Raw genomic sequence first — 13,381 nt, 5'->3', positions numbered from 1 at the left:
GGAACCGATGGAGGACGAGTGGTCGATGGGCGAGTGGCTGGCCAGGGCGTGGGAGACCGGGGTCCTCGACGAGCGTGAGCGTGCCGTCGTCACGGGCCGGGCCGAGGGTCGGACGTTGGACGAAGTCGGGGCGGCGCTCGGGCTGAGCCGCGAGCGCGCGCGCCAGATCCAGAATCGGGCGCGGAAACGGCTCGTGGAGATGGCGGACATCGTCCAGGACGGCTGGCGGGAGACGGCCCGCGCCGCAGGCGCGGGCCCGGCCGCCCCGCGAGAAGCCTTTGCCGCCGCGCTCGGGATCGTCGACCACGTGGCACTGGAGGAGCTCCTGACCGAAACGGGACTGGACGCGCCGCGGACGTGGGCGGGACCCCTCCGCGGCTGGTGGAGTGCCGACCCCGGTGCACTGGGCGGCGTCCTGCGCCGTCTCGTCGACGCCGCGCCCTTCTGCGGCGACGACCTCAGCCGAGCGGCCTCCGAGGCCGGACTGCCCTCGGGTCTCCCTCTGGCCTCGCTCCTGAGCCACTCCGAGTCACGGCTCGCCCTGAGCCCAGACGGGCACTGGGTCCGCCGCAAGGCGCGGGGGCGCGACGCCGCGTACCTGTGGCTGCTGGAGTCCGGGCGCCCATGCCGGGCCAACGAGCTGCTCGCCCCGATGGCCGCGACGACCGTCGCGGCCGTGCGGGAGGCACTGCGCCGCGACGACCGGTTCCGGCAGATCCGCCCAGAGGGCACCTGGGCCCTGGCCGAGTGGACGCACCTTCGTGCGTCCACGTACGCCACCGCCGTGGAGGCGATGGTCGCGGTGGTCACCGAGTCGGGCCCCCTATCCCGGGCGCGGCTCTTCGCTAGGGTGACGGAGCTGTACCCGGTCACCCCGTGGCGTCTGAAGCAATGCCTGCTCAGTGACCAGCTCGGCGAGACCCCCGAGGGCCTTGTCGACCTTGTCTCCCGCGGCGCCCGCCCCTTCGAAGAGGAGGAACCGGTCCGGCCGGACGCGATGGCCGTTGAAGGCGAGGTCCTCGGCGTACGGATCCCCGTGAACCGGGACATCCTGCGCGGCAGCAGCGTCAACGTGCACACCTGGCTGACCTGGCGGCTCGAGCTGCGCCGGGCCCCGATGAGCCGCACATTCACGACGCCCGGCGACCACTCGCCGCTCGTCGTCCGCCGCGGCACCAGCAGCGCCCAGTTCTCCAGCCTGCGTCGCCACGCGCTCGAACTCGAGGTCGTCAACGGCTGCGTGCTCGCGGTCCTCCTCCGCCTCGACGACGACACCGCGCGCGTCGGCCACGGCTGCGCGCCGGACACCTGCCCGGCGCGGCGAGCGTGGCCCGTTGCGCCGCCGACGGTGAACGTCTGACGCGGCGTCGTCACCGCGGACCACAGCGCCTTCGAGGTCTCGGAGGAGGTCCTCCCCCGGATCCTCTCGCTGCTCCGGCTCCTCGCTGAGCACGCCCTCGCTCGCCATGGCGAGATCACGGTGTCGAAGAAGCGCAGGCTGCCGAGGCCGCTGCTCACTGTCCACGGCGGGACGTACCAGGTCAGCTTCCGAGAGCGGCAGCAGAAGGGGAGGGTCGAACGACGCGGGAGTCTACTCGGTGGGCATGGCTCCCTGATCGGTGATCGACCCGTCTGCGGGGAGGTCTCGCGGGGCGGGCTATGTTCGACTACTGCGTTTTCTGGTCACTCACCAGCATCGAAGAGATCATCTTGGGTGATCTCCCCGGGCGACGCCTCGGGCTCGGTCTCGGCCACTCTGCCAGACCGGTAGTACCGCCAGGCGCTCTTGTACTCGTTCGGAGAGTCCGGGTACATGATCACGTACCCCATGAGGGCGGCGATCTGCCATGTCTCTGGAAGCGTCTCGGATACCAATTGAAACGCCTCGTCGGCAGACAGACCGGCCTGCGGCACAGTCAAGAAGGTCGACTTCGAGCGCGGCGGCTCGGCGTACCGGAAGTTGTAGGGGAGTCCGTTCTTGAGCGCCTTGAGGATGGCGCTCAGCGCGATCTGTCCGGGCTTTAGGTCCTCGACGGGACGGTCCAGGTCGATCGGGTAGACGACGTCGAAGTGATTTTTCTTAAGGACCGTGCTGTCGCGCTGACGCCCTGGGTCCTTATTGCCGAAGCCGTTGTTGTTCCACGGTATGTTGCCTATTTCCTTGTGGTGGCTTATGAGTAGCCGCTCGGGCGCCAGGGCCGAGAAGTCCTCATCGACGTACAAGCAGGAGAACGTAACGTCGCGGAGGTCGATGTTGCGCCGGCCTGCGAGCTTCTGTAGGTGGTCTGCCAGTCGACCGGGCAGGGACTCATCAGCCTTGCCCACGTAGACGAAGTCACCGTGAAGGTAGAGCTGGTAGACGCCGGGCCGCTCGGCGAGACTGGCGAGGTACTGCTCGGCGAGCGGGGCGCGACCGAGGTGCGTCAGCGCCTGGGCCAGCTGGTCACCAAGGGCCTTGGTGATGCTCAGCCGGAAATCATCGTGGTAGGTGCCACGGCCGACCGACCTGGCCGCCTGCGCCATTCTCTTGGACTCCTTCTGCCGCGTTGATCACCACGAACCCTATGGTCTTGCTCACTTATAGGCGACTCATTCGAGTGAAAGCTCGCCGTGATCACCAACTCCGCGGTATGGTTTCCGCATGGTTGACCTGCCTGAAGAAGCAAAGAAGCCGCGGACCAGCGTTGAACTGTTCGCGGGTGGCGGCGGCCTTGCCATGGCGGTCCACCAGGCGGGCTTCCGCCCGCTGCTGTTCAACGAGTTCAACAACCGCGCCTGCGAGACACTCATCGCGAGCGCGCGGAAGACCCTTGGCGTCGACGGTCTGCAGCGCAGCGAGGAGGAGAGGCCGAAGCCGCCGCAGCCGGGGCAGCCAGCTCCCCTCTTCCCCGGTGACGTACGTGACCTGCGCCTGAGCGCCTTCAAGGGTAAAGTGGACGTCCTCGCCGGAGGCCCTCCGTGCCAGCCGTTCAGCGCCGGTGGGGTCGCGAAGGGCGACGAGGACAAGCGCAACATGTTCCCGGCCATGTTCAAGGCCGTGCGAGAGATGCGACCCAAGGTGGTCATCTGTGAAAACGTCAGAGGGCTACTGCGGCCGTCGTTCGCCGAGTACTTCCAATACATCCAGAACGAGTTGCGCCTTCCATTTGAGAAGCGCGACGATGAGGTCCGGTGGCAGGACCACAATGCCCACCTGACGGGCATCCTCACGCGGTTGTCTGATGAAGACAGAGATCCAGACCACTACAAAGTCGTGATGGTCCCCGTCAACGCCGCCGACTATGGCGTCCCACAAGTACGTAACCGCATCGTTATCGTGGCGTTCCGGGCCGACCTCGGCGTGGACGTCGAAGCCTTCGAGAAGTACGTCAGGACAGGGAGGTTCTCCGAGTCGGCCCTGCTCCGATCCATGCGGGACGAGGATGGACCCTACTGGCAGCGTCACTGGGACGTGCCCGACCACGTTCGTGACCGAGTACGGGCGCGTATTCCCAAGGTGATCAAGGAAGACGACTGCCGGCCGTGGCGCACGCTTCGCGACGCCATCCAGGGCTATGGCACAGACGTGGAGCTCCCAGCGCTACCCTCTGTCGATCTGAACCGCCTCCACGAGAAATTCGACTTCGGCCGAAAGATCGGCGTCGTCGATCACATCGGATGGCCTGGAGCGCGAATCTACAAGGGACATACCCCCAACGAATTGGACCGTCCAGCGAAGACGGTCAAGGCGGGCGTTCACGGCGTGCCGGGCGGCGAGTCCGTAATGCTGCTGGACGAACGGATCCGCGATGCCTCGTCGCGGGAAGGCTGGACCTATCTGCACCGCTACATGACTGTGCGAGAGACCGCACGCGTGATGACTTTCCCGGACGAATGGCTCGGTTCGGGCCCCCGCGGCGAGCAGATGCGACAGTTGGGCAACGCGGTTCCGGTCGTCCTCGGTGAGTTCTTCGCTAGGGCGGTCGCCGACGCCCTAGCTGCGGAGGGACACTAGAGCCATGCCGCAGATAGGGGCTCAGGGACACTGGAAAGAGCGGATGCCCCCCGAGCGCGCGTACAAGCGGCGAGCTGGCGCGGTTGCGCCAGCAGTGGAGCAAGACCGTGCCGCTGGCGGCCGCGGTCGGCGCAGCGTCGACCTGGGCAATGGGTGCCTCGCACGCGCCTCGATCACGCTCCGCTTGTACCGGCGCACCCGGCGGATCCGCGCCTATCTGCGCTGGTCGCAGGATGGCAAGACCCAGGAGAAGTACGTCTGCGAGGCCGAGTTCGACTCACGCAGGCAAAATCTAGCTGAGGCATGGCGACAGGCACGAGCGAAGGGTTTCCTGGCGGAAGAAACGCTGCCACCCGAGTCGACCGCGTCGTCGCTCGAGGTGCGGGCCTCGATGCGCGGCAATCGTGGCAAGAACACCAGACCGGAACTGCTGCTCCGCAGCCTGCTGCATCGCCGCGGCATGCGCTACCGGGTCGACACCCGGCCAATCGCCGATGTCCGGTGGAGAGCCGACCTTGTCTTCCCTGGCGCCCGCATCGCGGTATTCGTGGACGGCTGCTTCTGGCACGGCTGCCCGGACCACTACCGGCCTGCCACGAAGAACGCGGACTTCTGGCGGGATAAGATCGACGACAACAGGGCAAGGGACACGGAGACCAACGACACGCTGGCGGCGGCTGGCTGGACAGTCATCCGCGTTTGGGAGCATGACGACCTCGCTCAGGCAGCGACTCGAATCGAGAACGCCGTCCGGCGAAAGCGCGGCTCGGCGTACCTCGTCGCTACAGCGTGCGACCACTGATCAGGTTATTGACAGCGTCATCCAAACGGCGCAGGACGATCCTGTCGTCCCCCCATGGCCGCGAGTTAGCGGCGTCGCACTGAGGCCAAGGCTTGCGGGCTGTGTTCGGCCCCTGTACTCCGGATCGGCTTGTCTTGAAAGCGCGGAGCTCGCTTCAGATGCTGCCAACTTCCGTACGGCATCGAAATACAGCACGCTGGCGCGCTGGCATCCAGCTGTCCCGGTGCCCCTGGACGTCGGTGGACGCGTCGAGGATGACTAACGGCGTGTAGTTGGTGTCGTCGTAGCCGCCATGGCTGATCTGAGCCAGCGAATGAAATCGCTACACATCCGCGCCTCGACATTAATCGGCTGACCTAAACCGTAACTCTCCCGCATCATGCATGACCGTGTCCGTTATAGGTGATATACCTAGGACATCGTGTAAGCCCTGGTTCTGATGAATCGTGAGGCTTCGACTACCTTGATCGTAAGGCAGTGTCATCTGCAGGGAGAGGCGGGGCGTGGCGGCCTGGTTGATGATCGCGGTGGAGGATCGGAAGCGCGCGGGTGACGGGTACGACGACGATCCTTCCCGCCACTACAGCTGGGACGAGCGCGTGGCGAACGCTGCTGCGGTTGCCGTCGGTGATGTGATCGCCTTGTGGGACACCAAGACCCTCCTCGGCCTGTCGGTCATCGAGGCGATCGAGGTTGGCGCAGGAGAGAAGGAGTTGCGAGCCTGCCCGTCCTGCGGCAGGGCCGACGTCGCCTCACGTAAGACGATGACGCCCGAGTACAAGTGTTGGAAGTGTGGGACCGAGTTCGACCAGCCGGCTACGCGGCGGGTTCCGGTCAAGACGTATCGCAGTCGTCATGAAGCCGGTTGGATTGACCTGCACGGCAGCGTCTCCGGCGCCGAACTACGCCAGCTGTGTGAGAAGCCCAGCTCGCAGTTGAGCTTGCGTCGGCTGCGTTGGGACGCCTTCAGAAAACGGATTGAGACGGGCAAGAACCACATGCCGCTCGACATCCTGGACAGAACCCGCGAGGTCATCGCTGGCGGACATCGGAAGGCCGCAGTGCGCGTGCGCGTGGGGCAGCCTGCCTTCCGCGAAGCCATGCTCGCGACCTTCGGCGAGGTCTGCGCCTTCACTGGACCCACGCCCGTCCAAGCCCTAGAAGCCGCCCACTTGTACAGTTACGCCGCGACAGGCAAGCACCACAAAGGCGCTGGCCTCCTGTTGCGCCGCGATGTCCACCGCCTGTTCGACCTTGGTCTGATCGCCTTTAACCCCACCACGAAGACCATCGACGTCGCGCCCGGCCTTGCCGCCTATCCCTTGTACGCCCAGCTTCACGGCAAGTCCCTTGCGGTCACTGCTACAGGTGAGCACATCAACTGGCTAACCAAACACTGGCATATGCACCGTGCTACCTGATCAGCCGCCGTCCATCCGTCAGCTGATCAGGACAACCCCGTCAGAGGGTTTCCTGGAGGAGTTTTAAGCCTTTAGGCGAGGTCAGCGGTTCTGCGCGGATGCGTCGGTCCAGGGCTGACGATCGTGGAAATTCTCGAAGGTGGCAGTGAATATATGGCCAGCCTGGCTCCCGGACCATGTCAGTTCGCTCGCGAGCGCCTGGGCTATATAGAGGCCGCGGCCGCACTCGGACATGTCGTCGACGTCGGGGATTGTGGGATCCTTGGGGCTGCCCTGATCAATTAACGCGATGGTCGCTCCGCTAAGGTGACGGCGTACCTCTACGACGAACTGACCGCCTGGTTCGGCTGAGGCTGTATGGCGCAGGGCGTTCGCGACCAACTCGCCGGTCACGAGGACTGCGTCGTTCAGGGCGGGCAGGTCGGCGAGGAGGAAGGCGACGAACTCGCGGGCCGAGTGGGCGTACTCGGCCAGGCCCGGGAATGCCCGTCGCCAGACCAGTTCGTGGCCGTTGGGGTAGACGTCCATGGCGAGCCCTCCTGTTCGCGACGGATGAGACCGCGGCCCTGGGGTGTCCCTCGCCCCACGCGAACCCAGGGCCGCGGCTTGGCGGGGCGGTCCTGGGTGCCCGCTCCGCCGCTGTGCAATCGGCGCTGGTCCAAGCGCGCCGCCACACGGCACGACCGGTGCGCTTGTTCGGCCGGCGATTCCCTCGAAGCCGTCCTACGAAGCGCTCCGTAGTCGTATGGTTACAGTGACCCAGATCATGACTGAGCGCAAGCGCTTCGGAACAATATGTGAGGACGAGATGTCGTACACGCCCACGATCGGTGGTCGCCAGCTGGCTCGAGAGCTCCGTCGCCTGCGGGAAGAGGCCAAGATGACCGGAGAGCAGGCGGCTCGGGCGCTGGCCTGGGAACAGTCGAAGGTCAGTCGGACGGAGAACGCCAAGATGCGGATCACCGCGGGCGAGGTGATGGAGATTTGCGAGGCGTACGGCATCACCGGCGAGAAGCGCACCCAACTCATCCAGCTGGCAAGGGAGGCCCGTAAGAAGGGCTGGTGGCACGAGTACGGCGACTACGTCAAGAAGGGGTTCATCGACTACCTGGCCTTCGAGGCCGAAGCCGCCACCTACCGAGGCTACGAGGCGCAGCTCGTACCCGGTCTGTTCCAGACAGAGGAATACGCGCGTGCGATCTTCCGTACCTGGTCATCCAACGAGGAGGACATCGAGCGTGGAGTGGAGGCGCGTCTGGCCAGGCAAGAGCGTCTCGCCACGTCGACGCGGCCGCTGCATGTATGGGCCATTGTCGAGGAGTCGGCCCTTCGGCGGATCGTCGGCAGCAGCAAGATCATGCACGAGCAACTCGGCCGGCTCGTCGAACTCGGTCGGCTCGCGAACGTAAGCATCCAGGTCCTGCCCTATCGAGCGGGAGTACACGCTGCGATCGATGGGCCTTTCGTACTTCTCGCGTTCGACGGCTACCCGGAGGTGCTCTACATCGAGCACCTCATGGGCTGCGTGTATTTGGAGAAGCCGGGCGAGACGGCGCGAGGTAGCGTGGTATTCGATCACCTCCGTACGTCGGCCTTGAACACTGGCGACTCCGCGGCGCTGATCGAAGAGGTGCGCAGGCAGGTGAGCTGACCAGAGAGGACCCGTGTGATGACGAGGCTGGGCCTTGCCTACGACGTCTGGCGCAAGAGCCGTCGTAGCGGTCACGGGGGTAACTGCGTTGAGGTCTCCGTCGCCTGGCGCCGGAGCATACGGAGCGGGCAAGGAGGCAACTGTGTCGAGGTGGCGAGACTGACCCCGACGGTCGCGGATAATGACCGAGCGTCCTCATAGGACACCGAGGTGAGGGTTAGCGCCTCAAAGATGGCTACTCGATCTTCGAGAGGGTTGCGACACGTGGCCGCCCACCCGGATATGCCTCGAACACCTTGGTCACCCGCCAGGTAGCACCCGCGAATTCGAAGGTATCCCCTTCGTGGTGCCGGATCCTGCGCTCGCCGGCGTCGTCCTTGATGGCCAGGCGGACCTCCAAGCGACCCTGATCATCAAGGTAGCTGCTCCCGCCAATAACTGTTCCGCCCTCGAGAGGGTGCGGGATGCTCTGGTGCAGCTCGATCGTGCCCGGGAGGTCGCTAGTCATCATGCCTCACTTCAGCGTTGTGTAGTAGCCGCCGCGGGTGCCGTCCTGGTTGTACCGGCGGTAGTACTCCCAGAAGGTCTTTGCATCCATTGGGTCCGGATGATCATATCCCCACGGGTTGCGGATATGGATCTTGTCGTTTTCTACCTTCGTCACTTCGTACGCATGCCCAGCATAAATCCCATCCGGGAGTCGCTCATTGGTCACCCGGAGGCCGCGGGTACCGACGAGCACAGGTTTGCCCGCGCTTAGTTGGTCTCGGAAGCCGTCGAGTAGCGCTTGTTCGCCCTGCCGCTCGCCGGGGATGCGACGTACCTCTGCCTCTTCGCCGGTCAGCTTGGCGAGTAGGTCGGCCCGCTGGTACGCGGTGGAACCGAGGTCGAGACGGTTGTAGCCCATCGGCGGGTCGTCGGGGGAGGCCCCAAGCCCGGCGTTCGCACGGTCTTGATCGACTGCGGGTTTGTGCCAGGTGGTCCATGCTTGCTCCCAGCCGGCTTTCGTGGCTGCATCCCAGGTCTGATCCTCAGCGGCGATCGCCTTCTCGATGAGGGCAGGCCATCCGCATGATTCCGCCTGAATGCCGGCAGGTGGCTGCGTTGGGGTGTCAGTCCTGACGGGGAGTTCGTCATTCAACCGATAAGTCGTTATATCTCCGGTGGGCCGGGCGACTGGGGCGGCGGGGGTGGCTTCGGTGATGTCATGCAGGGCGATTTCGTATTCACCGTCGCCGACCTGCTTGATGGCGTCCTTGATCGCGTCGGGGCGGTGCTCGGCCACCGCGCCAAGGGTGGCGACAATGCCGCAGTCGCCGACCGTGCCCTGGGCGGCTTGGTCGCGAGTCGGGGAGCCGTCGAAGACAGGCACCGGGTTGGCCTGGTCGCGGACAAGGTATCGATCTTGTGCGGTCGGCGGGATGTTCGTGTAGTAGTCGCCGACGATCTCCGGAGGCTTCACCTCATGCGGTTTGTCGGTGCGCTCAAGGGGTTGCTGTTCAGCTGCGGCGTCCGGCGTACTGGCTGTTCGACGGTCGTCCTCTTCTGTCTCGTCTTCGGCGCTCGCGCCAATGGGATCGTCGTGAACACCGCCCCTACGCTCGCCGGGAGCTTCCTCTGGTGGGGATACGAACTTGTCCGTGGCCTGTGACGCGGAGCCGTCGTCCACCTCGCGTGTGGGAACCGCTCCGTCGGGCGTGTGTTGGTCGACGCTCGTGTCGGCTGCCGAGGATGGATCCGCAACGCGGGGCTGGTCGCGATCCGCATCGTATGGTCCGGAGGCCGAAGGGCTCTTGTCCTTGGTCTCGCTCGTTTCGGCCGACTGCGGCGTGACAGGTGATTCTGGGTTCCGATCGGCGACCGCGGAGCCCTGCTCACTCGTCGCCTCGGGCACGTCCGCGTCGGTGGTTTCGGACGGTCTCTCGGCCGCCTGCTCGTTCAGGGCGGCCACCGCCCTGCGGGATTCCAGACGGGACGGCACGCCTTCGGGTTCCTGACCAGGGCGATCGGGTGGGGGCAGGCGCCGTGCGGTCGGAGGGTTCTCCTCGATTTTCTCGGCCCCTGCGTCAGAACCGGTGCTGACGCGGTCAATGGCCATCCGTCGCCTCGCTGGTCGTCACGTCGCCATCCCCGGGCGCTGGTGTCGCTGTCTTGACCGAAAACCTGACCATGTCGGAAACAAGACAAGCAGGGCGCAACGGAGCTGTCTACAACAACGAATGGCAACGGCGATGAGCGCGTCGCGTCGCCCGGACGGTCGAAGGGCGATCAGTCCGGCTTCGACCCGGTGGACGAAGATGCGGCCGCATGCGGTCGGTGACTTTCTTGCCGGTCCAGGTGTCGGTGAGGGTGGCGGAGGCCAGCGCGGCGCCGTGGAAAAGGGCCCGGCTCTCGTAGGCTGGGCCGGGTCGCCGATCGTGCGGCCCGTTGGGAGAGGGCGTTGGTCGTGCGTCGCTATTCGCGTGTGGTGGTCAAGCTCAGCGGTGAGGCTCTGGCGGGACCGTCGGGGTGGGGAACGGATCCGGCGAGTCTGACGCAGTTGGCCGATGAGCTGCTATCGGTGCATGAGCTCGGGATCGAGCTCGCCGTGGTCATCGGGGGTGGCAACTACTTTCGGGGTCGGATGGCCGATGGGTGGGGCATCGGCCGGGCCGAGGCCGACAACATCGGGATGCTCGGCACGGTGATGAACGCGCTGATGCTGCGTGGGGTGCTGACGGCGCGGTCCGAGGAGGACGTGCGGGTGATGACGGCGGTCCCCATGCAGAGCGTGGCCGAGCCTTTCATCCGGCTGCGCGCGGACCGGCATCTGCGCCGGGGCCTGATCGTGCTGCTGGCGGGCGGGATCGGGCAACCGTATGTCACCACCGACTACCCGGCGGTCCAGCGAGCGTTGGAGTTGGAGGCAGACGCGCTCCTGGTGGCCAAGCGGGGGGTCGATGGGGTTTATGACCGCGACCCGAACATCGATCCCGACGCCAGGCGCTTCACCCACCTCACATACCGGGAGGCGCTGACCGTCGGGGTCAAGGTCATGGACGAGAGTGCCTTCGTCCTCGCCAATGAGCAGGGCCTGCTCATGCATGTCTTCGACGTCGCTGCGGTGGGCGCGATGAGCGCGATTTGCAAAGGGGAGGACATCGGCACCCGCATCACCGGAGACGATCGAGCTCCGACCGCGTGACGCGGTACGCCGCGGCCGCTCAGGCGGGGCAGTCGCGGGAGAGCAGCTACGGCGGCAACGGAGGCAGAGCCGGCCGCTTGTGGAGTTGCAAAGAGTCTTTGCAAAGACTCTTTGCAAGGGCTTATGATCTGCGAGTGGCAGATCGCCCTCCGGCTAAGGAGATCACCGACGTTGCGGCGCTCCGGCTGCTCGTGCACCCACTACGGCGCAAGATCGAGGAGTGTCTGCGCGACGGGCCGGTCAACTCCGCGACCCTCGCTCGGGTGCTCGGCGAGAGCACCGGGTCGACGAGCTACCACCTGAGGCAGCTCGCCAAGTACGGCTTCGTCGAGGAGGTTCCAGAGCTGTCCAAGGGACGGGAACGCTGGTGGCGCGCCGTGCCCGGCGATCGGCGGTTCCCGCCCTACAGCCGTCAGACGCCGGAGGTGCGCGAGGCGCTCTCGGAGATGGTCCAGCACAACTTCGCCGAACTCTTCGAGCTCTTCTCTCGCTTCGCGGCGAGTCCTGAGGCGCTGGGTGAGTGGGCGGACGCGTTCTTGTTCTCCCGCGCCACCCTTCGTCTCACGCTCGATGAGACGAAGGAGTTCTTCGAGGAGTACATCGCGCTGATCTACCGCTTCTCACGATCGACGGAGGAGACGCCTCCCGGCGCACGCCGGATGCATGTCCGGCTGCTCGGCATCCCCGAGGCGGCCGCCTCCGAACCCGCGGCGGACTCCGAGGAATGACCCGGGTCGCCGAGCTGGCACTCGGCGACCCGGTGAGCGGAGTCCGTGTCACCACGCCCATGCGGCGTGTCTTCGCGTACACGAATCCCAGAGAAAGGAGAGCACGTCGTGCTGCTCTCGTTCAAATCCCGCCGCGTCCGCGCGGTCAGGTGGGCGATCGGCCTGCTGGTGTCGCCGCTTCTGATGCTCCTGCTGTCACCGGTGACGGCGACTCGCGCCGCGTACGCCGCCGCCGGTCCGCGTTCTGTCCGCGATGGCCTGAACCGTACCGATGTCTCCTTCCGCGGAGGCGACGGCGTGATCCTGCACGGGATCGTCGTCGCACCGAGCAGGATCACGGGCCGCGTTCCGGGCATCGTTCTGGTGGGCGGCTCGGGTCCGGGGCCCCGGCAGGAATACACGCAGGAAGCCGAGGCGTTCGCCCGTGGCGGGATCGCCACGCTGGTCTACGACAAGCGGACCACCGGCTACTCGAAGATGCACCGCGACTTCTCCCTCCTGGCCGCCGACGCGCTCGCCGGCGTGCGGACCCTCCGGGCCCGTCCCGGCGTCGACCCTGCGAAGGTCGGGTTGTGGGGTTTCAGCGAGGGTGGCTGGGTCGCGCCGCTGGCCGCGTCGCGGTCCTCGGACGTCGCGTTCGTGATCACGCTTGGCGGCCCCGGCCGTACGCCGCTGCGCACGCAGACCTGGAACCTTGCCGTGCATCTACGGCATGAGCACGTCTCCGGATCACTTCTCGACACGATCATGGGCCCGGCGGCGCACCTCGTCGACGGCGCGGGTCTGTTCCCAGAGGCCGGGTACGACCCGGTGCCCGTACTCCAGCGCCTGCGGCAGCCGGTTCTCGCGTTGTGGGGCGAGCACGACACCCAGGTGCCGCCGCGAGAGAGCGCGCAGATCTTCGAACGCGTCCTCGCCCGCGCGGGGAACGACCACGTGACCATTCGGTTCGTCGCCGGCGCAGGCCACAACGGCCACCGTACGACCGACGGGTTCGACAATCTCGGCGGTCCGCTGCTGGGCGGTCATCCGCTGGGTGCCCTCGCCCCCGGCTATGCGGACACGATGACGTCGTGGATCCACCAGGTCGCCGCCGGCCATCCGCCGCTGTCCAGCGCCGCCGCACCCCCACGGCAGGCGCTCACCAGCCGTGCCGCGTCGAACGGCGCCTGGTACGAGGCCAACGGCCTTCAGTGGGCGGCGATCGCGTTCTTTTTGCTGGTGTTCGCCGGATACCCGGTCACCGGGATCGTGCGCCGGATCATCGGGCGCTCCGAAGCGGCCCCGGCCCGCCGCCCGGCCCGCCTGCTTGCGGCGACGGGTCTGGTGACCGTCGCCGGAACACTGCTGTCCACGGTCGCGGTCTTTGCGGCAGGCGGGCGGCTGGGCGACCCGGTCGTCGCCGGTCGCCCGCTCTCGTGGCTGATCCTCCAGCTCCTCGCCGTCATCGTCACCGTCGCCACGGTCGTGACCGCGACCTCCACCTGGCGGAACCGGCGTACGCCGGCGACCGGCGGTCGCGTCCGCGTCGCCGCAGTGGTGGCGGCAGGAGCGATCTTCATCCCGTGGGCGGTCTACTGGGGCCTCCTCGCCTGGTGAAG

The 13,381-nt window shown here is 66.4% G+C and carries 13 protein-coding genes; 9 read left to right on the top strand and 4 right to left on the bottom strand.

Annotated elements, in window-relative coordinates; translation table 11 throughout:
* Positions 1-7: 7 nt before the first annotated feature.
* On the top strand, positions 8-1,360 hold the full coding sequence (locus tag NE236_RS30265) for a sigma factor-like helix-turn-helix DNA-binding protein (RefSeq protein WP_252845602.1): 1,353 nt from the start codon (positions 8-10) through the stop codon (positions 1,358-1,360).
* Between the two features lie 323 nt (positions 1,361-1,683).
* Here NE236_RS30265 and NE236_RS30260 read toward each other — a convergent pair whose 3' ends face one another.
* A complete protein-coding gene (locus NE236_RS30260; RefSeq protein WP_252845601.1) occupies positions 1,684-2,523 on the bottom strand; it encodes an Eco29kI family restriction endonuclease in 840 nt (279 codons plus the stop codon).
* Between the two features lie 118 nt (positions 2,524-2,641).
* Here NE236_RS30260 and NE236_RS30255 point away from each other — a divergent pair, with 118 nt between their 5' ends.
* From NE236_RS30255 to NE236_RS44735, 3 genes are all read left to right on the top strand, one after another.
* Positions 2,642-3,994, top strand: coding sequence for a DNA cytosine methyltransferase (locus NE236_RS30255; protein WP_252845600.1), 1,353 nt, complete (start codon positions 2,642-2,644; stop codon positions 3,992-3,994).
* Positions 3,995-4,178: 184 nt separating this feature from the next.
* Positions 4,179-4,796 carry a very short patch repair endonuclease gene (locus NE236_RS30250; RefSeq protein ID WP_252845599.1) on the top strand — a complete coding sequence of 206 codons (618 nt, stop codon included), beginning with the start codon at positions 4,179-4,181 and terminating at the stop codon, positions 4,794-4,796.
* Between the two features lie 503 nt (positions 4,797-5,299).
* Positions 5,300-6,217, top strand: a complete 918-nt coding sequence (locus NE236_RS44735) for an HNH endonuclease (RefSeq protein ID WP_252845598.1) — start codon at positions 5,300-5,302, stop codon at positions 6,215-6,217.
* An 81-nt stretch (positions 6,218-6,298) separates the two neighbouring features.
* On the opposite strand, the gene NE236_RS30240 is transcribed toward NE236_RS44735, so the two are convergent.
* Complete coding sequence (locus tag NE236_RS30240; protein WP_252845597.1) at positions 6,299-6,745, bottom strand: ATP-binding protein; 447 nt, start codon at positions 6,743-6,745, stop codon at positions 6,299-6,301.
* 226 nt (positions 6,746-6,971) lie between these two features.
* On the opposite strand from NE236_RS30240, the gene NE236_RS30235 reads away from it, so the two are divergent.
* Entirely contained in the window at positions 6,972-7,868 is an 897-nt protein-coding gene (locus tag NE236_RS30235; RefSeq protein ID WP_252845596.1) for a helix-turn-helix domain-containing protein, read from the top strand.
* A gap of 18 nt (positions 7,869-7,886) precedes the next feature.
* Complete coding sequence (locus NE236_RS30230; protein WP_252845595.1) at positions 7,887-8,069, top strand: DUF397 domain-containing protein; 183 nt, start codon at positions 7,887-7,889, stop codon at positions 8,067-8,069.
* A 34-nt stretch (positions 8,070-8,103) separates the two neighbouring features.
* Here the strand turns inward: NE236_RS30230 and NE236_RS30225 are convergent, their stop codons facing one another.
* A complete protein-coding gene (locus NE236_RS30225) occupies positions 8,104-8,376 on the bottom strand; it encodes a DUF6406 domain-containing protein (RefSeq protein WP_252845594.1) in 273 nt (90 codons plus the stop codon).
* Positions 8,377-8,382: 6 nt separating this feature from the next.
* Positions 8,383-9,966, bottom strand: a complete 1,584-nt coding sequence (locus NE236_RS30220; RefSeq protein WP_252845593.1) for a hypothetical protein — start codon at positions 9,964-9,966, stop codon at positions 8,383-8,385.
* A gap of 348 nt (positions 9,967-10,314) precedes the next feature.
* Between NE236_RS30220 and pyrH the strand changes: the two genes are divergently transcribed.
* The 3 genes from pyrH (at position 10,315) to NE236_RS30205 (ending at position 13,379) form a co-directional block, all read left to right on the top strand.
* Positions 10,315-11,052 carry a UMP kinase gene (gene pyrH, locus NE236_RS30215; RefSeq protein WP_252845592.1) on the top strand — a complete coding sequence of 246 codons (738 nt, stop codon included), beginning with the start codon at positions 10,315-10,317 and terminating at the stop codon, positions 11,050-11,052.
* A gap of 134 nt (positions 11,053-11,186) precedes the next feature.
* Positions 11,187-11,780, top strand: coding sequence for an ArsR/SmtB family transcription factor (locus NE236_RS30210; protein ID WP_252845591.1), 594 nt, complete (start codon positions 11,187-11,189; stop codon positions 11,778-11,780).
* 108 nt (positions 11,781-11,888) lie between these two features.
* Positions 11,889-13,379 (top strand): alpha/beta hydrolase family protein, encoded by a 1,491-nt coding sequence (locus tag NE236_RS30205; protein WP_252845590.1) that lies wholly within the window; start codon positions 11,889-11,891, stop codon positions 13,377-13,379.
* Positions 13,380-13,381 lie beyond the last annotated feature (2 nt).

It is taken from the genome of Actinoallomurus purpureus (assembly GCF_024055795.1).
GTDB lineage: Bacteria > Actinomycetota > Actinomycetes > Streptosporangiales > Streptosporangiaceae > Actinoallomurus > Actinoallomurus purpureus.
The sequence above is the reverse complement of the archived record's forward strand: the minus strand, read 5'-3'. Positions and strand labels throughout refer to the sequence as shown.